This is a genomic window from Ascidiaceihabitans donghaensis (genome assembly GCF_900302465.1).
Lineage (GTDB): Bacteria > Pseudomonadota > Alphaproteobacteria > Rhodobacterales > Rhodobacteraceae > Ascidiaceihabitans > Ascidiaceihabitans donghaensis.
In genome coordinates this window covers 1,456,360-1,482,993 of sequence record NZ_OMOR01000001.1, presented here as the reverse complement: position 1 = coordinate 1,482,993, position 26,634 = coordinate 1,456,360, and the positions used below count along the sequence as shown (strand labels likewise).

Sequence of the window (26,634 nt, the reverse complement as noted above, 5' to 3'; positions counted from 1 at the left end):
GCGTGCCGTGAACCCGATCCGGCATCACACCGTTCAGTTGCGCCACCCCGGCGGTGGCGTAGGGACAGGTGCGCTTGTCGGGGACGGGCTGATCCTGACGGCGCTGCATTGTGTCTTTCCAATGGAAAATGGCGCACGCCTGCCCGACATCGTTCCCCAAAACGTCCCCTGCCCTCAGGTCCGACTTATCGCGGATCTGGCGTCTGCATTGGGTGAAATGCCAGACCTGCTGAACTTCGATTTTCGCCGCGTAAATGTGCCCCAGCTTGTGACCCATCCGGGTGCGGCCTTTCACGATTGCACATTGGTCTGGCCACCCGCTGGCGCACAGATGCCGACAGTCGATGTCGCTCTTTTACAAATGACGCCGGAGGCAATGGCGCAATCGGGTGCTGCACAGGCAGCGCTTTCGTTCAAGATCGGGGCGGCAGAAGGTCAGGAAATGACGTTGACCGGCGAAGGGTTCCCCGATTTCGCCACCATCCATCTGGGATCCAACGCCGCGGATTTCCGCGAAATCTACAGTCTTTTCGGGGCCACACGCAGCACGCGGGGTATGTTTTCAGCGATGCAGGTGAATGTACAAAGTGCGCAGCCCGAAAACGTGCGCGGGTGGGCCGGTATGTCAGGCACAGTTTTGTGGCAACACAACATCGGGCAACCTTTGGAATTGATCGGCGTTGTCAGCAACACCAAATCGCGCATCCGTCAAAACAACGCGTTGTATTTCACCAGCTTGTCGCAATTGAAAAATGATCCTGTATTTTGGGATGTGCTGGGCAGAACCATTGACGACACACAAAACGCCCCCCCGAACCCGGCAGAACAGCTGATCACCTTTGACCGAACCATGCCCCGGCATTTTTTAAGCGAATGGATGCGTCAGGATTTGGCGATGCCTGCCAGCGATGCCCGCCGCGATACGGACACCGAACAATTGGCGCCCTTGGTGGTTGTATTAACCGGACACAATGTCGACGAACTGAACCTGTTTGTGTCCTCGGCCTTGCACGAGATGGAAAGAAGCGTGGGCTTTGCAATGGGGGCCGAGGCCCCGACCCTCAGCGTGCGGTACTTGCCCGGTGCGCCCCCCGATACGGCCCTGCAAGCGGCCCTGCTGGCATGGGGGCGTGGCTTGGGGCTGCATGAACCGGGGCGGATTCCCGACCCCAACGCCATCGCGCGCGCACTTGAGGACGAAACCCAGCCACAAGTTGTGGTGATGGAACACATCGACACCGACATCTCCGAAAGTTGTCTGGCGGTCTTGCGCCAAGTTTTGACGGTGTTCAACAGCGTCCGCCCGTCTGTCTTGACAGGCCGCACGCCGCCCGTTCTGTTTTTGGCCTTTTCAAAGGGGCGCGACAAACTGGGCGTGGATGAAGGCTTTCAAGCCGGTGCGCTGTTTGACGACAAAATCAACGCTTTGCCTGCGGTTCTTTCAGACTTGAAAGCAGAGTTTCCGAGATTGAACTGGAGCCCGGATTTTGACCTTTGCGTCCCGCAATGCACCCATTTCGACATGGCGGATTGGCTCGACGCCCTTGAAGACGCGGGCCTGCGCATTTCCGGGCGCCTGCGTATGAAAATCGAAGACCGAACGCTTAATCAGGACATGTTTCCAATGTATTTTGCACGCCATCTGATCAACGAAACTTTCAGCACGGACATCGACGAATAGGAGCCTCAAAATGACAGACAACGCACTGGCCAATCTGTTGATATCTGGTGTTGCGGGACTGACCCGCGATTTGATCAATACCTTACCCGTGGCCTGGCGCCATCGTCCGCGCACAAACAATGGCTACGACTTTGACGATGATCAGCTCGTCACCGCCTCAAAAGCCGCGATGCTGTTGTCGCAGCCTTTGATCCTTGCAGGCGAACCCGGAGTCGGTAAAACATCCTTTGCACGGGCTTTGGCGCATAAACTTGAGCTGCCGTTTTTACCCCCCATTCACGTAAAATCCACCACGTCCGGAATGGATTTGTTTTATTCCTTCAATGAAGTGGCCCGCTTTCGGGATGCGTCCAATCCCAACAGCACGGCAGGATTGCTGGACTATGTGGTTTTGTCCAGTTTGGGCCGCGCCATCGTTTTGTCCGCAGGCCCGGATGCTGTGGTCCGATTGACAGAGAAAGGCCCCGATGCCTTGTTTGGCGGCGCATATCACGGATTGGAATCCTCGCAAGACGTCACACTGGGCCAGCTTTTCGCTTATGTCTTTCGGGATGCAGGCGATGTCAGTCATCCCCAACGCAGCATCGTTTTGGTTGATGAACTGGACAAGGCGCCGCGCGATGCGCCCAATGACGTTCTGGCCGAATTCGAAGATATGCGCTTTACCATCTCGGAACTTGGCATCACCTTGCAGGCCGCACCCGAAACCTTCCCTGTTGTGCTTATCACCTCGAACTCGGAACGCAGTTTCCCGGACGCGTTTCTGCGCCGCAGTGTGTTCCACTGGATTGAAACCCCGACGGATGCACGATTGTGCCGCATCATCGCAAGTGCGTCTGCCGCCGATGGCACCTTGGCCCCTTCGGACCCGCTGGTCACATCTGCCGTCGATTATTTCATGATGATCCGCAAAACCATCGAGAACAAAAAACCCTCTACGGCAGAACTGATTTCCTTTGTCTCCGCCCTTGTGGCCGCTGGTGTGCAGCCCACGGAAACCATCAGCGACGCCCACCCGAAAGTGCGTGCTTTCAAAGGTATTTTGATGAAGACCCGTATTGATCTTGAGGCGGAATAGACAGGTGACCTTGGGACTTTCCATATGACGGAAACGGCCGAAACCCTTGCTTTGGCCACCCGCCACGCATCAGAGCGGAAGCTGCTGCTACCGCAGGGCTGGGATCTGGATATCATCGTAGCCCGTTTGCGCGAAGCCGGCGTCACCATCAGTCTGGACCGACACACCCGCGCCCACGCATTGTTTGCGCAATTGCATGACATTGGCGTGCAAATGAACCCGGATGAAGCCACAAATTGGCTGGTCAGTGTCTTGTGCGCCGCCCGCGAAGACGCAGCTATTCTGCGCAGTTTGCTAAAGCCTGTCCCCGTTTCCAAACCTCCAAAAATCGATGTCGGTCAAGTCGCAACCTTGGCAAGCCGCAAACAGATATTGCGCTTTGCCGTGATTGCGGTCGGGGTGGTTCTCGTATTGGGTGGTCTGTTGTTAAGTTTGGGCAATCTGGCGGATATTACCCCTGCGGACAAAACCACCATAACCGACCCCGGTCTTGCTGTTCCACAAGGGGCAGGAACCGATGTCGTGGACGGTACAATATTTGTGACGGATCGCGCCGACCTGCCCCATGAGCGGGTGTTGCGCTTTGCAATCGGACGCATTTTGCAACCTCTATATCTGATGTTGCCGTTCTTGCTTGTGGCTTGGTTTGTGCTGGCTGGCCGCCGTGCACAACGTGCGGCTTTGACCCGCAAAACCGAATTGGGCCGCGAATTCCAAAACATGGCCGTTCCCGCGCGGGACTTGGCTTTGTCGCGCACCCCGCATTTGCGATGGGCGATGGAACGCTTCAAAGCGCCACGATTGGAACAGGGCAAAAGGCTGGATATGCGCGCAACTGTGGCCGCCGCCACCAAACGCCCCGGCCAGTTGCAAGTGTCCTATCTGGATGAACGTCGCAACACCGAGTATCTGATTTTGGCCGAAGGGCGATCCGTCAACGCGCACCGGCGCCTTGTGATCCGCCGCATTCAACAGCGGTTGCAGGCCAATGATACCTCTTATGCCCAATACGATCTGGGGGCGGCTGTGGACAAGGCCGTTTTCGCCGAAGGAAAGCGCGACGGACCTCGGCAGGAAGCCTTGTCTCAAGTCTTGAAACGGTATCGCGGGGGGCGCTTGATCCTGTTCGGCACAGCACATGATATCCTGGCCCGCCAACGCCGCGCGTCCGATGCAACCCGTATCGACGCCATGGTGGACGACTACCAGGTTGTCATGGCTTTCATTCCCGTGCCCAAAGGCCGGTGGGGCCGGTCCGAACGGATGCTGAAGGCGATGGGTGTCACCCTGTTCGAGGCCAGCGATGCAGGCGTCGTGGCGGCAGGCCGGGCGCTGGACGCATTTTCCAACGATGGTCAAATGCCCAAAACCCGCATCTACCAGAAACGCGACGACCGCTTTTTGGCGTCTTTGCGCATCAATGCGCCCCGTTACCTGTCCGACGTCGCACCCAGCCCCCACGAAACCGATGATCTGGTCCGCCAGATTTTTGGCTATCTTGGCAGTCAGGACGGCGTGACCCTGTGTGCGGCCCTCGCGGCGGTGCCCAGTTTCAACAACGACATGGTGCTGTATCTAAGCGGTGAAGTTCTGGGGCGCCCGCTGGATGACGATCTATCTATGCGCTTTGCGGGACTGCCATGGATGGACAATCACCGCTTTCCCGATTGGCTGCGTCTTGCGATTTTGCGGCACACCCCGAAACAGACAAAAGATGCCCTGCGCGAACAGCTGGCCTTGATGTTTGCCGGACTGATGGAACGTTCAGACGAAAGTTACAGCGACACCACTGTCTCAATCCTGAAATCCTTGAACTACCTCGACACCATCAAGGACCGTCTTGGAATGGGCGCGGGCGTTGTGGCCGGAGAAGGCGTATTCTTGCGATTTCTGGACGATGATCTGGCCGAAGACAACGCGTTGGATCAAGACATCGGCGACATCAAGATGCACATCACAAACACACGCCTTATGGCGGGCTTTGGCATCGTAGCATTGGGCGCTGTTTTGCACACCCAGATCAAGGATGCATTGGCGACCATGTCTTTTGTGACGCCCACATCTTTGACCGGTATGATTGATACCGTATGGCCCCCCCTGTTGCTGATGGTTCAGGTATTGGGAATCGCCGCGTTAAAAGCAGGTGATCCGATCCTGACGCGGCGGCGCTGGCTGCTTTGGCCGGGATCTGTCCTGGCCTACTTGGCGGCTGTTTTCACCGTTGTTTTTGTACAAGATTACCTTGCAGGCAACGAGGTTGAGGATTGGGACGCCAGTACATTCGCGTGGCTGCCCATTTTGACATTGATGACCCTGCCCGCGGTCACATTAGCCTGCCATGTGGCCTGGGACCAACAAGCAAAACATGCACAAAGGCTGCCCAGTTATCCCAACCCGCACGGGCGCACGCATATCGTGTTGATTGTTTTGGTGGTGCTGATCATTCTTCAGGTCAGCGGCAGCATGGATATAATCACCCACCAAGGCAGTTTGCCCGACAATCTGGTATTTCATGCGACCACAAACGCCATTTTCGGCAGCTACTTTGCGGCCGCCGTTGTTGCAGTCTTTGTCGCGCAGAACCAGCACGTTCAAACCATCCAGCGCAATGCCCGGCGCAGCATGTTGCGCAATGCGGGCGGGATGATTGCACAAGTCGCCATCGCCAGCAGTGTCATTTTGACCGCCCTGATCTTCTGCATAACCCTTGTAGAACAGAACCAGAGTTTTTTTGACGGGTTCAACATTATCACCGGGCTTTCCGTGATTATCTGGGCCATACTTCTTGCAACAGCCGCCCTAAGCCGCGCGGGTCTGTGGCGACTGGTCGTTATACATGCCGCTTTGATAGTTGTGTCTTGGGCTGTCACGCACCCGCTGTCCGACCTCATAATAGAGTTTTCAAACACCTCGGACCTTTTGGCTGATCTTTCGTTCTTGTTTTGCGCCTTTGGCCTGCTTGGGATCGCGCTGTATGTCGACGGGCGGATTGCAGGCCCTGTCGATCGCTATATCAGTCGCGTTTTCCCGCAATATGCGCAGGTCGCATCATGAGCGATCCTTTAGCCTCAAGCGCACAAGACTCCAAATACGAAAAGCGCAAAACGCCGGACCCCGAACCGGGCATAAAACCGGAACCAACCCCTGCCACCAAGCCACCACGCCCGAAACGTGCACCCAACCACAACGCATGGACACGCGCGTATCTGGACACGCCTGCCCTGCTTTTGTTGCTGTATCCCTTTTGGTTAGGTGCTGAACGGTACTTGGGTCTGACATTAAACCTGTCCATATTGACGCTGGCAGCAAGCGCCATAGCGGGTCGTCGCTGGGGGCTGCGCGCCCTGCCTGCGCTGATGGTGCTGGGCATGCCGTTTTTGCTGGGCTGGACGCAATCCACCTTCAGCACCGTGGTCACAACCGGCGAATTCTGGACTATTGCCGCAATGGTTTTGGTGTTTCGCCTGACAAGCGCTCCGGAAGCTTTTGGGGAAATCTCGAACCGTCGCTGGACCATAACAGACTGGATTATCCTGTTGGCCCTTTGTGTCGCAGGCTCTGTGACCACCAAGGCCTTCAGCATCGACGATGTTTTGCTTTTGGAACAATTGGACGCGGAACAGGTGTTCAAGGCGGTCATCCACCTGCGTCCTGAATCCAATCTGCTGCCTGTTCTGATGATTGTTCTGGGCATGTTACAAGCGCCCCGCGGCCCCGTTATGGCCTGCCTGGCCGCAGGATTGATCTGTGCCGTTGCATTGTCCCCGTTTTGGCCTGTACCCACAAGCTATGCCGTTTATCTCACTGCCTTTCCCGGTCTTTGGCCGTCCGACTTTCTGACACTGGCACTGATCTTTTTAGCAACGCACAAATTCATACAGTTGCGCCGCACCCACCAGACCCAGACATCACACAGAATGTATGTGCTGGTGATGCAGTATCTTCTGGTGCCTGCCTTGTTCTTGATGTGCATAGGGTTCGAATTCACTGTTAATCTGGCGCAATCACAACGCCCGTTCTGGACGTTTGGCAAAGATGTGTCCGGCCCCTTTGTCCAGTTCTGGACCGTTTTTGCAGCGACCCTTTTGGTCATGACATCTTCCCAACGCAGACCCGTGGTTTCCGTGATCGCGATGTCGGTGCAAGCTGGCGTGCTGCTGGTTGTGCTGTTTTCCATCGAAGGGCTTGTGCCATCCGGAAATAATTGGACGTCTCGAAGCATCACGATGATGCAACAGGGCTTTACGCTTTTTGGCACCAATGGGCGCTTGGCAGACTTGGGCCCCACGACCGTTTTTTCCATCAGCGACATTTTTTCCATCAGGTGGCGCCCGCACATGCCTTTGGCTGATCTGGCGTTTTCAGCTGTATTACAAGCGGTGGGCGTTGTTTGGGCATACAGGGCGTGGGGGAAGTTTTCGGCAGGGTTTGTAGGGCCTGCGCAGGGCACAGAAACAGTGCCGCCGGGGGGATATTTGCACGGCCTAATCGGATCCGCATTCGGGTGGTTGGCCATTGGCGTAATGGTTTTCAATCTGACGTTTGTGGGTGTCGCCAATTGGTTCATTGAAAATGCGGAAGATATTGAAGCTGTTGAACTGGTGTCGCAGTCACAGTTGGAGGATCAACTGACCCGTTTCAACGACGTCGTGTCCTTGGTCCGGAAAATTCAGCAATCCACATCCAAGGGAGATGCAGAGGCTATAGACTTCGAGGGCGTTATAAAACTCTTCAAAAGCAACCTTGAGCTGATCGGCGCAAGTCAAACTGCCTTGCAAGATGCGCAAACCGAACAAGTGCGCAACGGTGTTATGCGCAGCCTGAACAGCTTTTACGAGGTCAACGAGACACTTTTAGAGCAGCTTGAAGGGCTTGTTCGTGAAGAAGCCCTGCGTTTGAATTTCAATCAGGAACAGCGTTCCGCAGATTGACACACCCTACAATTACTTCAAACATAAAATATTAAAGCTTGAAGTGAATCGCCCATCTTCCTATCATCTTGAAAACAGCACCCTAGATAGATGAAAGAGGCTCAACATGCGCATCGCTTGCCTTGGTGGCGGACCTGCCGGCCTGTATTTCGCAATCTCGATGAAGCTGCGCGACCCGTCCTGCGACGTTGTGGTTCTGGAACGCAACCGCGCCGATGACACGTTCGGATGGGGCGTTGTCTTGTCGGATGAAACGCTTGGGAACCTACATGCCAATGATCCCGTAAGTGCCGCAACCATCCGGACACATTTCGCCTATTGGGACGATGTAGCGACGCTTCATATGGGGCAAAAAATGCTGTCTACGGGCCACGGGTTTTGTGGCATCGGGCGCAAACGCCTTTTGATGATTTTGCAAGAACGCGCCATTGAGTTGGGTGTCGATCTGCGGTTTGAAACCGAAGTCGGGGCAGCCTCTGACTATATGCAGGACTTCGACGTGGTTGTGGCCTGTGACGGGTTGAATTCGAAAACACGGCTGGACTTTGCCGACACATTCAAACCCGACATCGACACGCGGCTATGCCCTTTTGTCTGGTTGGGCACACATCAAAAGTTTGATGACGCCTTCACTTTCATCTTCGAGCAAACGGAAAAAGGTTGGGTTTGGGCACATGCCTATCAGTTCGACGACGACACCGCGACCTTCATCGTCGAATGCAGCCAAGCCACCTATGATGCCTACGGTTTTGCCGATTTGTCCCAACAAGAAAGCATCGCCATTTGCGAAGAGATCTTCAAAGATCATCTGGGCGGCCACGCCTTGATGACCAACGCCAACCACATTCGTGGCTCTGCCTGGATCAAATTCCCCCGCGTGTTGTGCGAAACCTGGAGCCACGAAAACGTCGTTTTGATGGGCGATGCGGCAGCGACCGCGCATTTTTCCATCGGATCGGGCACAAAGCTGGCATTGGAAAGCGCCATCAGTCTGGCCGAACACCTGCACAACAGCCCCACCCGCGCGGACGCTTTCGCGGCCTACGAAGACAGCCGCCGCCTTGAGGTGTTGCGCTTGCAATCGGCGGCGCGCAATTCGGTGGAATGGTTTGAAGACGTCGAACGCTATCTGCATCTGGACCCTGTGCAACTGAACTATTCCTTGCTGACGCGCAGCCAACGCATCAGCCATGAAAACCTGCGTGCGCGCGACCCCAACTGGTTGGCGTCCGCCGAAAAGTGGTTTCAGGATCAAGCGGCCGCCCCCCCTACGAGCCCACCGCGTGCGCCCATGTTCGCCCCTTTCCAACTGCGCGATATGCGCCTGAAAAACCGCGTGGTTGTGTCCCCCATGGCGCAATACAAAGCCACAGGCGGCACCCCCGGCGACTGGCATCTGATCCACTACGGCGAACGCGCCAAGGGCGGCGCAGGGTTGGTCTATACAGAAATGACCTGCACATCGGCCAACGGGCGGATCACGCCGGGATGCCCGGGCCTTTACGCCCCTGAACATGAAAACGGATGGGCACGACTGGTTGATTTTGTCCACTCTGAGACCGACGCCAAAATCTGTTGCCAGATCGGCCACGCCGGGCGCAAAGGGTCTACAAACATCGGTTGGGAAGGCATGGACACGCCGCTTGAACATGGAAACTGGCCGCTTCTGTCCGCCTCTGACCTTCCATGGAGCGTGGCCAATGCCACCCCCCGCGCCATGACCCGTGCAGATATGGACAGCGTGACAGCCGAATTTGTGGCTGCGGCGCAAATGGCGGATCGCGCGGGGTTCGACATGATCGAATTGCATGCAGCGCATGGCTATCTGATCTCGTCATTCATCTCGCCCCTGTCGAACATCCGCGAAGATGGGTACGGTGGCAGCTTGGACAATCGCATGCGTTACCCGCTTGAGGTGTTTGGCGCCATGCGCAAAGTCTGGCCAGACGCCAAGCCTATGTCCGTGCGTATTTCGGCCAATGATTGGGCAGGCGACGACGGTCTGACGCCGCAAGATGCCGTGGCCGTGGCAAAGATGTTTCAGGACGCGGGCGCAGACATCATTGATGTGTCAGCAGGGCAAACCTCCACCCAAGGGCAGCCAGTGTATGGCCGCATGTTCCAAACTCCGTTTTCGGACCGTATTCGCAACGAAGCGGGCATAAAAACCATGGCCGTTGGTAACATTTTCGAAGCCGACCATGTCAATTCGATCCTGATGGCGGGGCGTGCCGATCTGGTCTGTCTGGGGCGTCCGCATCTGGCCGACCCCTATTGGACCTTGCGCACAGCAACAGACCTTGGTGACCGGCACGCAACTTGGCCCCTGCCCTACGAAGCAGGCCGCGATCAGGCGTGGCGTCTGGCGGACAAACAAACTGAAACGGGAGGCACAAAATGAAACGGGTTTTGGTGACGGGCGGCGGGTCAGGCATCGGGCGCGGGCTGGCACAGGCCTTTGCGGATGCAGGCCATGCCGTGACAATAACGGGACGTCGCGCAGACGCATTGGCCGAAACCGCCACCGGGCGCGACATGACGTGTATCACTGCGGATGTCTGCGACGAAGCCGCCATTGATGCGCTGTTTGAACAGCCGTTCGACATTGTGGTTGCCAACGCAGGCATGGGCCGCGCAGCCCCCTTGACCGACGTGTCACTGGACGACTGGAACCAGACGCTGGCCGTCAATCTGACCGGCACCTTTCTGACATTTCGAGGCGCCTTGCGCACAATGAAGGCGGGCGGGCGATTGATTGCCATTGCGTCTACCGCTGGATTGCAAGGTGGCCCGCGCATCGGGGCCTATTGCGCCTCAAAACACGGCGTTATCGGCCTTGTGCGTTCCGTAGCACAGGAAGTGGCTAAAAAAGGCATTACCTGCAATGCGGTCTGTCCGGGCTTTGTGGAAACCGACATGGCCACAGCCGCAGTTGCATTTGTGATGCAGGCGCGCGGCGTTGACGAAGCCCGCGCCACACAGATGGTGGTGTCGGGCAACCCGATGGGACGCATGATCGACGTGGACGAAGTGGTGTCTGCCGCACTTTATCTGGCCTCGGACGGGGCATCCAGCATCAACGGACATGCATTAAGCGTATCAGGAGGCGAGATATGAACAACACCCGACCCCAAACCGACGCAGATCCTGCATCAAAAGAACGCTTGCGTCTTTGGCTTCGCTTTCTGAAGGCCAGCCGCACCATAGAAGCGCAATTGCGTGAAAACCTGCGGGTGGAATTCGCCTCGACCCTGCCGCGCTTTGATTTGATGGCGGCCCTCAGCCGCTATGAAGACGGTCTGAAAATGAGCCAGCTTTCAGGCGTTTTGAAAGTGTCCAACGGCAACGTGACCGGTATTGTGGATCGCTTGGCCGAAGACGGCATGATTGTGCGTGTGCCTGTCCCCGGTGATCGCCGCGCCACATTGGTGCGACTGACCACCCGAGGCCACGAAGAATTCGCCATTCAGGCCGCCGCCCATGAGACATGGATCAACGATATGTTGGTAGATTTTTCAGGCCAAGAAGCACGCGACATCGCTGGCCGGCTTGAGCAGCTCGACACCAGCCTACAGGAGAAAACCAAATGACCATGCGCACCGACGTCGAACACTTCAGCTGCACTTTGAAAGACGGCATCGCCACGGTCAAACTGGATCGCCCCGACCGTAAGAACCCGCTGACCTTCGACAGTTATGCAGAACTGCGCGACTGGTTTCGCGATCTGGTTTATGCGGATGATGTGAACGCGGTTGTGTTTGCATCCAATGGCGGCAATTTCAGCTCTGGTGGGGATGTACACGACATCATCGGTCCCCTCACCAAAATGTCCATGAAAGAGCTTTTGACCTTCACCCGCATGACTGGCGATCTGGTCAAGGCGATCGTGAATTGCGGCAAACCCGTGATCGCAGCCGTTGACGGCGTGTGCGTGGGGGCTGGCGCCATCATCGCCATGTGCTGCGATCTGCGCATCGCAACCCCTGCCGCCAAATGCGCGTTCCTGTTTACGCGTGTGGGTCTTGCGGGATGTGACATGGGCGCCTGCGCGATCCTACCCCGCATCATAGGCCAAGGCCGCGCCGCTGAACTTTTGTATACCGGCCGGTCCATGACCGCCGAAGAAGGGGCGGCTTGGGGGTTCTACAACAAACTTGTGGACGCGCCAGCGCTTGAGACCGAAGCCCACGCTTTGGCGGTGCGCATTGCATCTGGTCCCAACTTTGCCAACATGATGACCAAAACGATGCTGGCGCAAGAATGGTCGATGTCCATCGAACAAGCCATCGAGGCCGAAGCCCAAGCCCAAGCCATCTGTATGCAGACCGCCGATTTTGAACGCGCCTACACCGCCTTTGTATCCAAAGAGAAACCGGTATTCGAGGGCACCTGATGGCAGATAAAACCTTTCTGAACTGGCCGTTTTTCGAAGACCGGCACCGCGATCTGGCCCAGAGCCTTGAAGCTTGGGCCGCAGACAATCTGGCCGGTATAGACCACACCGACACGGACGCCGCCTGCACCGCCCTGGTCGCGGCTTTGGGCGATGGCGGGTGGTTGAATTTCGCGGCTGTTGATCCGGACAGCGACGCGCCGCTGGATGTGCGCAGCCTGTGTTTGATCCGCGAAACGCTGGCGCGCCATGACGGTTTGGCGGACTTCGCCTTTGCCATGCAAGGGTTGGGCACCGGCGCGATTTCACTGTTCGGCACTGATGCCCAAAAGCAGCACTGGCTGCCACGCGTGCGCAGCGGTGCAGCTGTGTCAGCCTTTGCGCTGACAGAACCGCAATCCGGATCAGATGTCGCGAACTCTACCATGACAGCCGTTCAATATGGCGATGATTATGTTTTGAACGGGGAAAAGACCTGGATTTCCAACGGCGGGATTGCGGATGTCTACACCACATTCGCGCGCACAGGCGACGGCCCCGGCGCCAAAGGGCTATCGGCATTTATCGTGCCCGCCGACACCCCCGGCATGACTGTGGCAGAACGTCTGGAAACCATCGCCCCGCATCCCCTTGCCACGCTGCGCTTTGACAATGTGCGTGTGCCTGCATCCGCCATGCTGGGCCGCAGCGGGGACGGCTTCAAAATAGCGATGGCAGTTCTGGATGTGTTTCGCTCAACCGTTGCAGCAGCCGCACTTGGATTTGCGCGCCGCGCCTTGGACGAGGCGTTGACCCGCGTCACCACACGCCGCGTTCAGGGCGCACCTTTGTTTGATTTGCAAATGGTACAAGGTCACATCGCAGACATGGCAATGGACGTCGATGCCAGCGCTCTGCTGATCTATCGCGCGGCCTGGACCAAAGATGCAGGTGCGCCGCGCATCACCCGCGAGGCTGCAATGGCCAAACTGTTTTCCACCGATCAAGCCCAAAAGGTCATCGACAAAGCTGTGCAATTGCATGGCGGCGATGGTGTCCGGTCCGGTCAAACCGTCGAGAAACTGTACCGTGAAATCCGTGCCCTGCGCATCTACGAGGGCGCCTCCGATGTTCAACGCGTCATTATCGCCCGTCAAACCCTTGGCGCACACACCTAGCAACACCCCGCCCTTAGGAGAAGCTTCATGTCTGGACGAACCGCACATATCGATACCTTTGCGCGTGACAACTTGCCCCCGGCTGACAGGATGCCGGACTTTTTGCTGGACGGGTTCGATTACCCTGACCGATTGAATGCAGGCGTCGAGTTGACGGATGCCATGGTGCACAAGGGATATGGCGACCACACCGCGCTGATAGGCAACGGCAGGCGGCGCACCTACAAAGAGTTGACGGATTGGACCAACCGTCTGGCGCATACCCTTGTTGATGATCTGGACCTGAAACCCGGCAACCGCGTGTTGATCCGATCGGCCAACAATCCCGCCATGGTCGCCTGCTGGCTGGCCGCCACCAAAGCAGGTGCCGTCGTCATCAACACCATGCCCATGCTGCGTGCCGCCGAGCTGGTTCAGATCGTTGAAAAGGCGGAAATCACCCACGCCCTCTGTGACACACGCCTGATGGACGAAATGACCAAATGCGCCGACCAATGTCCCCATTTGGTCCGCGTGACAGGCTTTGACGGCACGTCGAACCATGATGCAGAACTGGACCGTTTGGCCTTGGAAAAGCCTGTGCAATACAATGCTGTGGCCACCGCGTCGGATGATGTGGCATTGCTGGGGTTCACTTCTGGTACAACGGGTGCGCCCAAGGCCACGATGCACTTTCACCGCGATCTGCTTATTGTCGCGGACGGATACGCTGCGGAAGTTCTACAGGTGGACGCACAAGACGTCTTTGTTGGCTCACCCCCTTTGGCTTTTACCTTCGGGTTGGGGGGGCTGGCCATTTTTCCACTGCGTTTCGGGGCGACAGCGACCCTGCTTGAAGACGCATCGCCACCCAACATGGTCGAAATCATCCAAAAGTACAAAGCCACCGTGTGTTTCACGGCCCCCACCGCCTACCGCGCGATGTTGGCGGCGATGGATGCAGGCGCTGATCTGTCCAGCTTGCGCGCAGCTGTTTCTGCGGGTGAAACCCTACCTGCGCCCGTATATCAGGACTGGATTGCAAAAACCGGAAAACCCATGCTGGACGGCATAGGTGCCACAGAGATGTTGCACATCTTCATTTCCAACCGTTTTGACGACCACAAACAAGCCTGCACCGGACGTGTCGTAACGGGATATGAAGCTAAAATCGTGGATGATGCAGGTGCGCCCGTGCCTTTCGGAACGCCCGGCCGTCTGGCGGTGCGTGGCCCAACGGGGTGCCGCTATCTGAACGACGACCGGCAAGCGGGCTACGTGAAAGACGGCTGGAACATCACCGGCGACACCTTCTCGATGGATGCCATGGGGTACTTGTATTTCGCCGCACGCAACGACGATATGATTGTCAGCGCAGGTTACAATATTGCGGGCCCCGAAGTGGAAGCCGCTTTGTTGTCACATGAAGCTGTCGCGGAATGTGCCGTCGTTGGCGCGGCAGACGATGCGCGTGGTATGATCGTGCAAGCCCATGTTGTTCTGGCCGCACACACCCCGTCACCGCAGATGGCCCAAACGCTGCAAGACCATGTCAAAGCAACAATTGCACCTTACAAATACCCCCGCAGCGTTGTGTTTTGCGACGCGCTTCCCAAAACACAAACCGGTAAGATCCAGCGTTTCCTGCTGAAGCAACCGGACCCCATCACCCCAGTAAAGCACTGATTTCTCATGTTGTTCTCCATACCTCAAAAGGTGCTTTTCAAGCACTGTGATCCCGCCGGACTTGTGTTTTATCCGCGCTACTTCGAGATGATAAATGATCTGATCGAGACCTTCTTCGATCATGTCGGATATCCCTTTGAAACGCTGCATGGTGCCTATGCTGTGCCCACTGTCCAGATTGATGTGACTTTTCCAGCCCCCAGCAGGCATGGCGATCATCTGGAACTGGCCCTGCAAATACACCGTCTGGGCACCACCAGCGTGACGTTCGGATTTCGTGCAACAGCCAACGACAGTTTACGCTTTGAGGGCACATCGATTCTTGTCCACATCACCAAAGATGGACAGCCCACACCTTGGACCAGCACAACACGCACGGCATTTACCCCCTATATCCGGAGCACAGCATGACTGCCAAAACCATTCACCCCGAAGGCTGGGCGCCCGCCAAAGGCTATGCAAACGGCATGCTGGCACGCGATGGCACGTTGTATATCGGTGGCCAGATCGGTTGGACCGCGCAAAAGCAATTCGCGTCACATGATTTTATCGGCCAAATGGAACAGGCCCTGCGCAACATTGTGGCCATCGTGGAAGCTGCAGGCGGATCGGTGACAGACATCACGCGGTTGACGTGGTTTGTGATCGACAAAGCAGAATACGCGGCACGGCAACGCGAAGTCGGCGACGTCTACCGCCGCGTCCTTGGCAGACATTTCCCCGCCATGTCCATGTTGGTTGTGGCCGGATTGGTCGAAGATGATGCCTTGTTGGAAATCGAAGCCACAGCCTTTGTTGGACCAGCACCGTCGAACGCCCTGCCCTAGGCTCAGGACCCTTATGGTCACATTTGAAAACAGGTTTTCCATGCCGCCCGTTATGCCTTAGGCTCAGTGGAAATGGAGACCGAGATGACAAAAAAGCTGACGTCCTCACAGCGGACCAAGATACGCAGTTTTGTCGCCAACAAGGATTTCCGACACCTCGACGACTATTTGCAAAAACTGGACCGCGACACAGTCGATGTTGCGGGTGTGCCATTTCAAATTCTGGACTGGGTTCTATCTGACGATGGTCTGTCCGACTGGACCTGCTTGTCTGCATTTGGAAAATTCACATCCGGTGCCCAACCCCGTTTGTTCGCGGCAATTTTGCAAGATCTGCAAAACTCCGCACCGACAGAATTGGTCGCTATTTCAAATGATACAGACGCGCACCCAATGACACGTTTCGAGGCCATGGGATGGGCCGTCTACTGTCAGCATGGTGCGCATGCGTCGAAAGCCAGCGGCCGCGCCACAAAGGGTGCTGACGTCTTTCAATTTTGGGACCAAGACGCCCCCCCCGCAGATGTCGCGGGCGCCATTCAGGAATGGAGAGGCTGTTCAAAAACCCATCACTTGTATTCGGATGTATCCGCCGCCGCCTATATTCGGGAATATTTCGGGGCCTCTGCCGCGTCGGAATTCGCGGCCCTGGATCATCCGGCCCTTCGATCAGATGTATTTCGGCTGTACCGGCTGGCGCAAGACGGTGGCCTGTATTGCGATGCGGACAGCTACCCGCAATTTGCAGCAGCCGGATTTGCGGGCCAAGAGGTCGGCGACACATGGGCCGCGTCCATGACCAGATACCCGAACTGCGCTGCAATCAACGGCTTTATGGCGGCCCCCGCGAAGTCCCCTTTTATTGAAATGTATCTGGATCAGGTTTTGCGCAACATCAAAGACGCCAGAGCGCGTGGGATTTTCTGGCTTTCCGGCCCCGGGGCTCTGACGACGCTTTTGTTTGAAAAACGTGGCACCTTGGATGTTAAACTGCTTCCATATGGTGCGTTGACAACCAACTACTTCAAGCAATTCGATGCGTCTTACAAAACGACGTCAAAAAATTGGCGGGTGTTCGAACACAGCCAAGGCATCGGGAACGAACGAGGACTACAAATCGCTTTGAAACATGCAGATCATCCAAGCGGCAAGAACGGCGAAGGCGAAAAACTGCGACGCGTGGCACGACAAAGCTTTGAAGTGCTGACGTCACGCATCGGACAGGATGCGACACCTTATGAATGCACCCAGGAATGGTTGAAAAACGATCCTAACAGGCTGCATATACTGCAGCGTTACGATGCCCCAAAAGCTAAAACCTTGATGTTGAAACACGCGTCCCGCCCAATGGACGAGGCTGCATTTTCAGACATTCTGGCAGCGCATAATCTTGCCCAAACCGCACTTGAGACATCCCCCGTTGCAGGTGTGCCAAAAATATTGGCGCAAGACGCATCCCGCCAATCCTACGTGATGGAATACATCCCCGGAGACACCGTGCTGTCTATGTGTCGCGAACAAGAAGACCACACCGCGGTGATGAAAAAAGTCGGGGCATGGCTGGCCGCCTATCACAAAGGCACGTTTCAGGAAGACAGAACATTTCAGCCCAAGTTTATGGCCCAACACGTGTTGCACTTGGCCGGTCAGCTGGAGCGCGGCGAAAGAAACATAGACGGAAAAAAACGCTTTATTGAATTGGCCATGCAGCTTCAGGATCACGTGCCTGCTGCTTTGGGGCACACGACAAAAATTGCAGCAAAGCACGGCGACCTGAACATCCACAATTTGATGATTGCAGGGCAAAAAACCTATGCTTTGGATTTTCTGGGCATCAGCTATGCCCCCGTGGCCTATGACATAGCACGGGTCCTTTTAAGCTATGTGCAGATGGTTGGGGACGTGGATCAAATCCCAAACGGCCAGATTGTTCCCCCCGACATTACGCAAGCCTTCTGGTCAGGGTATGATTTCATTGGTCAAGACGATCCGTCTGTTCAATTTCTTCAGAAGACCCAAATATTGATGGACTGGAACCGTATGCCCCGCAACAAAAGTCTGGATCGCGAAATCCGGTTTGCGCGTTTGAAAAAAATCGCGCGGCGTGCGTTTGGCCCTGCAAAGCCGGACCGCCCGACATAAAGACCACCACCGTTCTGCACATCAATACACATCTCTTTGATAACGATGTGCTTTTCGCAACGCGTCTACATAAGCCTTTGCCGCATCAGCGTCCAGTTTCCCGTATTCTGCGACAACACGATGGATCGCGGCATCAACGTCGGCCGCCATCCGCAGCGCATCACCGCAGACGTAGATCGCGGCCCCGCGTTCAAGCCATTCGAAAAAAGCGGCGCCATCCTGTTCAATCAAATGTTGCACATAGCATTTGTGATCAGTGTCACGCGACCACGCCAAGCTGAGTTTATTAAGATGACCATTCGCGTCCCAGGCCTCTAGCGCGTCTTTGTAAAGGTAGTCATTGGCTGCATGTTGATCACCGAAGAACAACCAGTTGTCTGCGGTCACACCGCGGGTCTCACGATCTTGCAAGAACGCGTGAAACGGCGCGATGCCAGTACCCGGCCCGATCATGATCAAAGGGACAGTATCATCATCCGGCAGGTGGAAATGGGGGGCTTTGTGAACATAGACGCCCACTGCGCCACCCGTTTGCAGACGACTGCCCAGATAGGTCGATGTCACGCCTTTGCCTTTGCGTCCGTTGTGGGTGTAATGCACTTCGCCGATCGTCAAATGTACCTCGCCGGGGTATTTTTGGGGGCTCGAGGAAATCGAATAAAGGCGGGGTTGTAGCGTGCGCAACCCGTCGATCAGGCTTTGCGCGGTTAGGTCTGTCAGATGCGGCAAGGCGTCCATGACGTGATCGCCATTTTGCATCTCGTATCCCCAGAGCTCTGCCGCTTTGGCGGTCAGCGTCGTCAGATCAAACGATTTGAACAAGGCCTGCCGCAAGCTGGCCGTGCCTGTTTTTAGCGTCACGACCTCTTTGTCGGCCAAATTGGTAACGGCAAGTATCGCATCCACATCGGCCATGTCATTCAACGGCCAAACGCCCAATGCGTCACCGACGTCATAGTCCAAATCTGCGCCACCACCGCAAAGCGATATCTCGACATGATTGACCCGCTTGGCGGATGCCTTTGCGCTAAGGCAAGTGGCATTCATCAGGGTGCCCATGAAGGGGTGTGTTTTGTCGAAGGCTGGTTTGGCAGGCTCTGGCGCGGTTGCGACAGCGTCACCTGCTGCGGATTGAAAAGCCGGTGTCGCAAACACTGTTTCGCACCAACCTGCAAAGTCGTCGTCATAGTCCAGATCGCACGCCACAAGATCAGCCACACGCGTCGCCCCAAGGGCGGCCAGCCGTTCATCAAGGTCTTTGGCTGCCTGATTGAATTGTACGTAACTGCTATCGCCCAAACCCAGCACCGCAAAATTCAAACGCGCCGGAAGGGCGGGAAAGTCGTCTGCGCCAAGCGCCTCCATAAAGGTCACCGCATTATCTGCCGCATCACCTTCGCCGCAGGTCGCTGCGATGAACAACATGTGTTCTGCACCGCTTTCTGCATTGGCCAAATCAGCGGGCGTGACAGAATTCATATCGGCGATGCTGGCCTTGAACCCTTTGGTCGCCGCCAGTTTACGCAGGTTTTTACACAACGCCTCTGCCGTGCCGGTCTGAGAGCCAAAGTAGATCTGAAGCGGTGTTTGCGCCGCCTCTCCCCCGCCTTTTGACAAGGCATGAAGACCACCAAACAAGCCGTTCAAATAGGCACGCTGTGCATCGTTAAAGGGGCTGCCTTCGGGCACAAATTCAGATTGGCTGCCAGCAATCTCCAAAGCTTGTGCACCTAAGTTCGGGTTATGTTCAGTCATAGCTGGATCCTTGGGTCAAAACGAAGTGTCACATAGGGTCGCAAGGTCGGCGTCAGGCAGCCGGCGAACAAAACTAAGAAACGTCTCTTGTCCCTCTCGACGGTCAAGATAGCTGCCGACAACCTGCGCGATGACGTCGTTTAATTGTGTGTGGGGGACAGGTCCGCACAGCGCACGGCCGATCCCTTTGTCGTGATCGCTGCCGCCGCCAACAACGACGTGATAGCCCGTTTCACCCTCCGTCGTCGTGGCCCCGACAAGCCCAATGTCACCGATGTAATGTTGTGCACAGGAATTCGGGCAGCCCGTCAGATGGATATTGATCGGGGTGTCAAGCGTGAAGCGGTTTTCCAGATGCCTTACCAGTGCTGTGCCGTCTTCTTTCGTGTGCGCCAGTCCCAGTTTGCAGGCGGTTTTGCCGGTGCAGGCCACCGCGCCTGCCGCGAAAGCAGTGGCAGATGTGCCAAGACCGACAGCGTGCAAATCTTGTTTGACTTGGTCGATCTGACCCGCTTTCAAATGCGGGATCAGGACGTTTTGCCAAACGGTCAACCGGATGTCGTTGCGGCCATGCACCATCGCGATCCGCCCCAAACTGCGCATTTGATCACAAGACAGACGCCCCATTTCCAGCGCAATCCCCGCGTATTCGCAACGCGCATCAGATTGCGGGTGCACACCTATGTGCGCGTGTCGATCAACGGGGGGGCGCGGCAGATCGTGGGTTGGGTTTAATGCTGTCAGCTGGAAACCTGCGTCAATCTCGGCCAGCTTTGCCTGTGTCGCCTCAATGAACCACTCAAGGCCCTTCGCATCCAAAAGGTATTTGAGACGCGCACGTTTGCGGTTGGTCCGATCCGCATGTTCGACAAACACCATCAACATAGCAAACCCGGCCATCACAGTTTGATCGGGCGTGCACACCATCCCGGTTTCGCGCGTGAGGTCGCGGTGCCCTGAAATTCCACCCAGCCCGATACGGCAGTAAATCCCCGGATCAACCGGCGCGTCATTGCCCACTTTGACCGCTTGGAACGCGATGTCATTGCTGTCGCTGAGGGCCGAGATTGAACCACCGTTATCAAACGAGATGTTGAATTTGCGCGGCAAGGCTCGCAAATCACGCTTGTTCAGGATCAAGTTCGACAAACGGCGGGTGTGCGGGGCAAGGTTGATCAATTCAACGGGATCAAACCCTGCTGTGGGGGACGTTGTCAGATTGCGTGCGGAATCCGCGCCGGAACCTTGGCACGACAGTCCCGCTTCGGTCAGTGCATCCATCACTTTCAGCACATCTTTGGGTGCGATTTCACGCACCTGAAGGTTTCCGCGCGTTGTCACATGGGCATGGCCGGGGCCATAGGTATCGGCAATCTCAGCCACCGCCTGCATCTGATCGCCACGCATCTGGCAGGCAGGCAGGCGCAGACGGATCATATATCCTCGGCTTGCGGGTTCGACATTGAAAAACCCAAGGTGGCGCAGCAAAAACTGATCCAGACCCGTCGCGATTTCATTGCGCGCAGTCCAATGTTCCAAACGGTCCCAGATATCCAGCGGATGCAGTTTATACTTGGCGATTTCTTCTTTGCACAGGTCCTCCAGAGGCGTGCCATAGACATGCTCTGCCGGGGTCTTGCCACCCGAGGGCGCGGTCAGGTCCAGCTTTGTCAACGCCGACATCAGGCAGGCAATTTGGTCCTGCGTGAACCCGTTGTCGGTCTGTTCCGTCACCAGATCACCACGCATTATATGCAAGGTATTTACCAGACATTTCAATCTTCACCCGGTCGCCTTTGTCATGTTTGACCCGTGCCACGGACATCTCGAAGTCAATGGCTGACATGATACCATTGCCAAATTCTTCTTCGATCAGCGCCTTGAGGGTCGGGGCATATACGCCAACTATTTCATAAAAACGGTACATGCATGGATCGGTTGGAACAGCTTGCTCCCAGATCTTCGTGGGGCTTTCCGCAAGAACCGGTTTCGCAGCATCTGGCAAATTTAACACTTTGACCAAGGCCGCGGCTTTGTCGTTGGGAAACGCGTTCATGCCCATGGCGGCGGAATGCGTGAACACCGGGGACATTTCGATTTTTGCCGCAATCTCGGCCCATGACAGGCCCAGTTCTTTTTTGGCGATCAGGATCAGCGTAGTGACATCTTCTTTGGTCATAAGGCGATCGTCGGTTGTAAGGTCTTTCATGTGGTGGCTCCTTTAGCGGATGAGAAGAAAGGCGACGGTGATGGCAAGCACAGCCGAGACGGCCTGCCAGAACTGGACCGGATGACGTTCCATCAAAGGCGCGCGGCCTTTGCGTTGGTAGCGGATGCTGGGGCGTTTCAGGTCTGTCTCAAACTCTGACAACGCGTCGGGGCGTTTGGCAGGGTCCGGATGGGTCGCCGTCTGAAGGCAATGATCCAACCACGCAGGGACAGCGTCACCGGCTTTGCGATAGGTCAAGGCGCGGCGGTCTTTGGGGGAACGGACCTTTGCAACCTCGGCGCCAAACGGCAGTTTTCCCGTCATCATTTCGTAAGCGATCACCGCCAATGAAAACATGTCCGACTTCCAGCTGACAGGTTCGCCGGAAAAGTATTCAGGCGCGGTGTATTGCGCCGTGCCAAGGATATCGGCGGCTTGGTTCAACGGGCCGGTTTCTTGCACCCCCGACACATAGGCCGAGCCGAAGTCGATCAAGGTCACATGTCCGTCTGCGTCAATCATGATGTTTTCGGGGCGCAAATCTTGATGCAGCATTTCGCGGCGATGGAATGCCCGTAACCCTTTGACAATCTGCCCGACGATATCGCGGACCTGTTGCAGGGTCGGGTTGGGGGTATCCACCATCCATTGGCGCAGGGTTCTGCCTTCGACATAGGTGGATAGCGTGTAAAGCGCACTGCGATCCCCGGCTAATTTTGGCGCGGACACCACATGGGGGTTGTTGATCCGGCGGGCGACCCATTCTTCGGTGACAAACCGCTGAAGCGCCGTGTCATCCTCGCGCGCCTCGGACGACGGTACTTTTAACGCGAACCGGTGGTCACCGCATTTGGCCAGATAGATCCGCGACCGATGGGTTACGTGAATTTCACGCAAGATCGTAAGCCCGTCAATGACGTCACCGGGCACAAAATCCTTGGGCCACGGAAGCGTCAGGGTTTCGTGCTTTAGATCAACGGCACCCTGAAGTGGTAGATCTTCAATGCGGATGATTTGTAGTGTGAGGTTGTCTGATGCCAAAGGCAAAGCCGCGTCAATGATCTGCTGCGCGGCTTGGTCAAGGTCGGTGGCGCTTTGGACAATGCGTACAGCATCACTTGGGCTCCAAATTTCGTGCAGGCCATCGGTCGTCATCAAAAGGACATCGCCGACGCGCACAGGTTCACAATGGTAATCCACCTCGACCGCACGATTGGCACCCATCGCACGCGAAAGCACGGTTTGCGCATCGTCCAGAACGGCATGATGATCGGTTGTCAGCGGTTCAAGTGATGCGCCCGCAACGCGCCAAACGCGGCTGTCTCCGACGTGGAATATATGGCAGGCGCGGCCTTTGAGGACAATCGCCGTAAGGGTGCAGGTGTAGCCGTAACTGGCGTCATATTCGCCCGCGTGACGGGTCTGGGCATGCAGCCAGGCGTTCACCGCAGAGATGACTTTGGTGCCTGTGGTTTTGACGGTCCAACTGTCAGGCGCGGCCATGTAATCGGTCAGGAATGACTTGACGCAAGTCTCGGATGCGACACGACCGACATCAGAGGTTGATACACCATCCGCCAAAGCCACCACGCACCCTTTAAGCTGCCTGTCCGCGCCTTCGGGCAGCAACGCGCCGAAGAAGTCGTCGTTGGTGTTTTTGGGACCCGCCGATGTGGCTTGGCCCAATGACACGGACAAGGAAGGGGAATGCAACATGTGATGCCTGCGCATGAAATGGATTGTAAGGCCGCGATGGTCTGCGGCCTTGGCCGAAGTGTTTTTATTCGGCAGCTGTACCAACGGTGTCGGCCGCAGGACGGCGCGACGGGCCGGTCTTGTAGTGTGTTGCGTAAATCATCGCGCCCACAAATGTCAGACCGCCGACCAGATTACCGATCACAGTGGGGATTTCGTTGTAGATCAGATAATCGCTCCAGGTGAATTCCGCGCCCAGCAGGATCCCGATCGGGAACAGGAACATGTTGACGATGGAATGTTCAAACCCAAGGTAGAAGAAGATCAGGATAGGCATCCACATTGCCATGATCTTGCCCGAGACCGATGTCGACATCATCGCCGCAACCACACCAGTGGACACCATCCAGTTACACATGACCGCGCGGACAAATAGTGTCAGCAAACCCGCTCCGCCTGCTTCGGCGTACCCGATGGTGCGCGCGTGGCCGATATCCATCAGGCGTTCTCCAACGGCATTTGGCGGCAGGCTGAACCCCATTGTAAGCGTGATTGTAATAAAGATCGCCGTGGTCATGGCCCCTGCAAAGTTACCTAGAAACACCAACCCCCAGTTTCGCAAGATCGCCTGCCATGTGACGCCCGGCCTGCCTGCAAACCATGCAAGCGGTGTCAGCGTAAAAACACCGGTAAGAAGGTCGAACCCAAGCAGGTAAAGCAGACAAAAACCAACTGGAAACAACAATGCCGCGACAAGGAAACTGCCAGTATTGACCGCAATTGTCACTGCGAATGCGGCCGCAAGTGCAAGGATCGCGCCAGCCATAAAGGCCCTGACAAGGGTGTCCTTGGTCGACATAAAGACCTTGGATTCACCAGCTTCGATCATTTGGGCGGCAAATTCTGCCGGTTTAACGTATGACATGGAAATGTCCTTTCTTTCAGACGAATTATGCCGCTACCCATTGTGGGGTTGGGCATTGTGGGGCGGTGACACCGGGGATGATGTCGATTGCGATTGAATGTGCTTGGAGGGCCGCGAGGTTTGGTGTCGCGTCAGAGCACGTGACATGAACGACGGTTTTGTTGGCAGCAAAAAGACGCCGCATTTCCGCAATGTCTGCGGCTTCGATGTGTTGCGCTTCGCGGCGAGCCAGTTCACGGATTGTGCCGGGAACCGTGGCGTCACAAATGACGACGTCCGCTTGCTGCAGGGTGCGCATGGCTTTGACGGTCAGCAGTTCCGGATCACCGGGCCCGGCGTTGATGAAAACAACGCGTCCGCCTTTTGGCATCGGCTCAAACAGCCGTTCCGCATCGGGTGCATCACCTGAAAAGACGCGATCAACAAAGCCTTCCCAAAATGCGCGGCGTTGTTGTCCTTCGGCGTAAAGCGCATTGATCCTTGGCCGCAATTTTTGTGCAAGGCTGGTCCATCCGGACAACGTCGCAGGCAGCAGCGTTTCAATCCGACGGCGAATGGCCTGCCCCAATACCGGAGCGGCCCCATCGGTCGAAATTGATATGATCGCAGGCGACCGGTTGACGATAGATCCGAACTGGAATTGGCAAAATGCAGGACGATCAATGACATTTACAGGAACGCCGGCCATCCGACCTGCTTGTTCGAACGAAGCGGCTTCAAGGTCACAATCGGTGTCCATGATCGCCAAGCGTGCTCCATCGAAATCAGCAGGTGACCAATCGCGGTTGTAGAGGTCAAATGCAGTCGGCTGCCTTGAGACAAGCGCGGCAAGTTCTGCGCATATCTGTGGTGATACCAAACGGATCTGCGCCCCGGCTGCGCGCAGCAATTCGGCTTTCCATGCAGCGGCGGGACTGCCGCCAACCAACAGAACTTTCGCATCTATCAGGCGGTGGAAAACCGGCAAAAGGCACAACTTCTCTATGCGTGCAAAACACGTTTTTGGTCGCTTTGGCATATCGCTTTATGGTCCCCGGCCATCCAGTGGATGCTTGGAAATTAATCGTTAGGAGGCGCAGTGCCATCATTACAGGCGATGGGGCGAACTGTTTCTCTGCAATGCAGCATAGTTAGTTCCAATCCGGTGTCGTCTGTTCATTTTGCACTGGCGCGTTGCCGAAAACGCACCACATAGGAAAAGCCATGCAGCACGAATTTCCGCTTGTCATTGTTGAAAAAATTGCACGTGCAGGATCGATCCGAGGCGCTGCCGACTTGCTGTCGATCACCCCGTCAGCGCTGAACCGACGTCTGCTTAGCCTTGAAGACGAACTTGATACCCAATTGTTTGAACGCACGTCAAACGGTGTCATTTTGAACGCGGCTGGCGAAATTTTTATCACGCACGCGCGGCGCCAACTGGCGGAAATGAAATCGGTTCGTTCCAAGATCTCGGATATCAAAGGGGTGCGGCGTGGACGCGTTGTGATTGCTATCGATGATAATGTCGCCGCGTTGGCATCATTTGCCGAAGAAATCGCGCACTACCAACGGGAATTCAGCGACGTCACGTTTGTGGTTGAACCAACCCCCGCCAATGACATTGCACAGGCACTGACAGAGTACCGTGCAGACTTGGCAGTGCAGTTGCATCCGACAACGAATTCTTACGTTTCATCCCTGTGCGCGGCTCCTGCCCAAATCTATGTCGGCGCACATAAAGGTCACCCTGCATTCGGTAACGGACCATTACGCTTGCATGAGCTTGCGAAGTTTCGTTGGGCATTGCCGGTGTCAGGTCCTTTGCGCGATTCTGTTGAAACATCCGCGATACGACAAGGATTGGACTTTCACATCGGTCTTGAAATCCCTGCTGGTGCCGCCGGGACGATCATGCAGGGTGCTGACACAATCGGTTTCGAAATGTCCACAAGCGGCAAACCGTCGTCACAAAAGCTGGACTACCGCGCTTTGTCATCTCGGGATCAGGCACCAATGTTTGTGCACCTGTCGCAACTTAAAGGGCGCTCGCTTTCGGTTGCGGCCGGGCGTTTTGCTGAACAAATTCGAAAATCATACGCGCAGCCATGACATCGTTCGCGCCGCTCTCTTGCGTCCAAAAATCTCGTTTGGACAGTTTTGCCGCCGGGCTGGGCTTTGAAGTCCTGCATTTTGC

20 protein-coding genes are annotated in these 26,634 nt (G+C 56.1%); 14 read left to right on the top strand and 6 right to left on the bottom strand.

Features of this window, described 5'->3' with window-relative positions; translation table 11 throughout:
* Positions 1–7: 7 nt before the first annotated feature.
* From ASD8599_RS07370 to ASD8599_RS07310, 13 genes are all read left to right on the top strand, one after another.
* Positions 8–1,681 carry a trypsin-like serine peptidase gene (locus tag ASD8599_RS07370; protein ID WP_108827926.1) on the top strand — a complete coding sequence of 558 codons (1,674 nt, stop codon included), beginning with the start codon at positions 8–10 and terminating at the stop codon, positions 1,679–1,681.
* A gap of 10 nt (positions 1,682–1,691) precedes the next feature.
* The gene (locus ASD8599_RS07365) at positions 1,692–2,759 is read left to right on the top strand and encodes an AAA family ATPase (protein WP_108827925.1); all 1,068 of its coding nucleotides are present in this window, start codon (positions 1,692–1,694) and stop codon (positions 2,757–2,759) included.
* 24 nt (positions 2,760–2,783) lie between these two features.
* Positions 2,784–5,813 (top strand): hypothetical protein, encoded by a 3,030-nt coding sequence (locus ASD8599_RS07360; protein WP_108827924.1) that lies wholly within the window; start codon positions 2,784–2,786, stop codon positions 5,811–5,813.
* On the top strand, positions 5,810–7,690 hold the full coding sequence (locus ASD8599_RS07355; protein WP_108827923.1) for a hypothetical protein: 1,881 nt from the start codon (positions 5,810–5,812) through the stop codon (positions 7,688–7,690). Before ASD8599_RS07360 ends, ASD8599_RS07355 begins: the two co-directional genes overlap by 4 nt.
* Positions 7,691–7,796: 106 nt before the next feature.
* The gene (locus ASD8599_RS07350; RefSeq protein ID WP_108827922.1) at positions 7,797–10,091 is read left to right on the top strand and encodes a bifunctional salicylyl-CoA 5-hydroxylase/oxidoreductase; all 2,295 of its coding nucleotides are present in this window, start codon (positions 7,797–7,799) and stop codon (positions 10,089–10,091) included.
* On the top strand, positions 10,088–10,807 hold the full coding sequence (locus ASD8599_RS07345; RefSeq protein WP_108827921.1) for an SDR family NAD(P)-dependent oxidoreductase: 720 nt from the start codon (positions 10,088–10,090) through the stop codon (positions 10,805–10,807). Before ASD8599_RS07350 ends, ASD8599_RS07345 begins: the two co-directional genes overlap by 4 nt.
* Positions 10,804–11,280, top strand: coding sequence for a MarR family winged helix-turn-helix transcriptional regulator (locus ASD8599_RS07340; protein ID WP_108827920.1), 477 nt, complete (start codon positions 10,804–10,806; stop codon positions 11,278–11,280). Before ASD8599_RS07345 ends, ASD8599_RS07340 begins: the two co-directional genes overlap by 4 nt.
* Before the next feature lie 2 nt (positions 11,281–11,282).
* On the top strand, positions 11,283–12,083 hold the full coding sequence (locus ASD8599_RS07335) for an enoyl-CoA hydratase family protein (protein WP_108830059.1): 801 nt from the start codon (positions 11,283–11,285) through the stop codon (positions 12,081–12,083).
* Positions 12,083–13,240, top strand: a complete 1,158-nt coding sequence (locus ASD8599_RS07330) for an acyl-CoA dehydrogenase family protein (protein WP_108827919.1) — start codon at positions 12,083–12,085, stop codon at positions 13,238–13,240. The genes ASD8599_RS07335 and ASD8599_RS07330 overlap by 1 nt, the downstream gene beginning before the upstream one ends.
* 27 nt (positions 13,241–13,267) lie before the next feature.
* Positions 13,268–14,905, top strand: coding sequence for an AMP-binding protein (locus ASD8599_RS07325; protein ID WP_108827918.1), 1,638 nt, complete (start codon positions 13,268–13,270; stop codon positions 14,903–14,905).
* A gap of 6 nt (positions 14,906–14,911) precedes the next feature.
* Positions 14,912–15,316, top strand: coding sequence for an acyl-CoA thioesterase (locus ASD8599_RS07320; RefSeq protein ID WP_181364431.1), 405 nt, complete (start codon positions 14,912–14,914; stop codon positions 15,314–15,316).
* Positions 15,313–15,732, top strand: a complete 420-nt coding sequence (locus ASD8599_RS07315) for a RidA family protein (RefSeq protein ID WP_108827917.1) — start codon at positions 15,313–15,315, stop codon at positions 15,730–15,732. Before ASD8599_RS07320 ends, ASD8599_RS07315 begins: the two co-directional genes overlap by 4 nt.
* Positions 15,733–15,816: 84 nt before the next feature.
* A complete protein-coding gene (locus ASD8599_RS07310; protein ID WP_181364430.1) occupies positions 15,817–17,874 on the top strand; it encodes a phosphotransferase in 2,058 nt (685 codons plus the stop codon).
* A gap of 21 nt (positions 17,875–17,895) precedes the next feature.
* Here the strand turns inward: ASD8599_RS07310 and ASD8599_RS07305 are convergent, their stop codons facing one another.
* From ASD8599_RS07305 to ASD8599_RS07280, 6 genes are all read right to left on the bottom strand, one after another.
* Entirely contained in the window at positions 17,896–19,629 is a 1,734-nt protein-coding gene (locus tag ASD8599_RS07305) for a diflavin oxidoreductase (protein WP_108827915.1), read from the bottom strand.
* A gap of 15 nt (positions 19,630–19,644) precedes the next feature.
* A complete protein-coding gene (locus tag ASD8599_RS07300) occupies positions 19,645–21,378 on the bottom strand; it encodes a NirA family protein (RefSeq protein ID WP_108827914.1) in 1,734 nt (577 codons plus the stop codon).
* Positions 21,368–21,838 (bottom strand): cyanase, encoded by a 471-nt coding sequence (gene cynS / locus ASD8599_RS07295; RefSeq protein ID WP_108827913.1) that lies wholly within the window; start codon positions 21,836–21,838, stop codon positions 21,368–21,370. Before cynS ends, ASD8599_RS07300 begins: the two co-directional genes overlap by 11 nt.
* A 12-nt stretch (positions 21,839–21,850) precedes the next feature.
* Positions 21,851–23,554, bottom strand: a complete 1,704-nt coding sequence (locus ASD8599_RS07290; protein ID WP_108827912.1) for a bifunctional protein-serine/threonine kinase/phosphatase — start codon at positions 23,552–23,554, stop codon at positions 21,851–21,853.
* A gap of 64 nt (positions 23,555–23,618) precedes the next feature.
* The gene (locus tag ASD8599_RS07285) at positions 23,619–24,458 is read right to left on the bottom strand and encodes a formate/nitrite transporter family protein (RefSeq protein ID WP_108827911.1); all 840 of its coding nucleotides are present in this window, start codon (positions 24,456–24,458) and stop codon (positions 23,619–23,621) included.
* A 25-nt stretch (positions 24,459–24,483) separates the two neighbouring features.
* Positions 24,484–25,476, bottom strand: coding sequence for an NAD(P)-dependent oxidoreductase (locus ASD8599_RS07280; RefSeq protein WP_108827910.1), 993 nt, complete (start codon positions 25,474–25,476; stop codon positions 24,484–24,486).
* A 185-nt stretch (positions 25,477–25,661) separates the two neighbouring features.
* Here ASD8599_RS07280 and ASD8599_RS07275 point away from each other — a divergent pair, with 185 nt between their 5' ends.
* On the top strand, positions 25,662–26,549 hold the full coding sequence (locus ASD8599_RS07275; protein WP_108827909.1) for a LysR family transcriptional regulator: 888 nt from the start codon (positions 25,662–25,664) through the stop codon (positions 26,547–26,549).
* Positions 26,550–26,634: the final 85 nt, after the last annotated feature.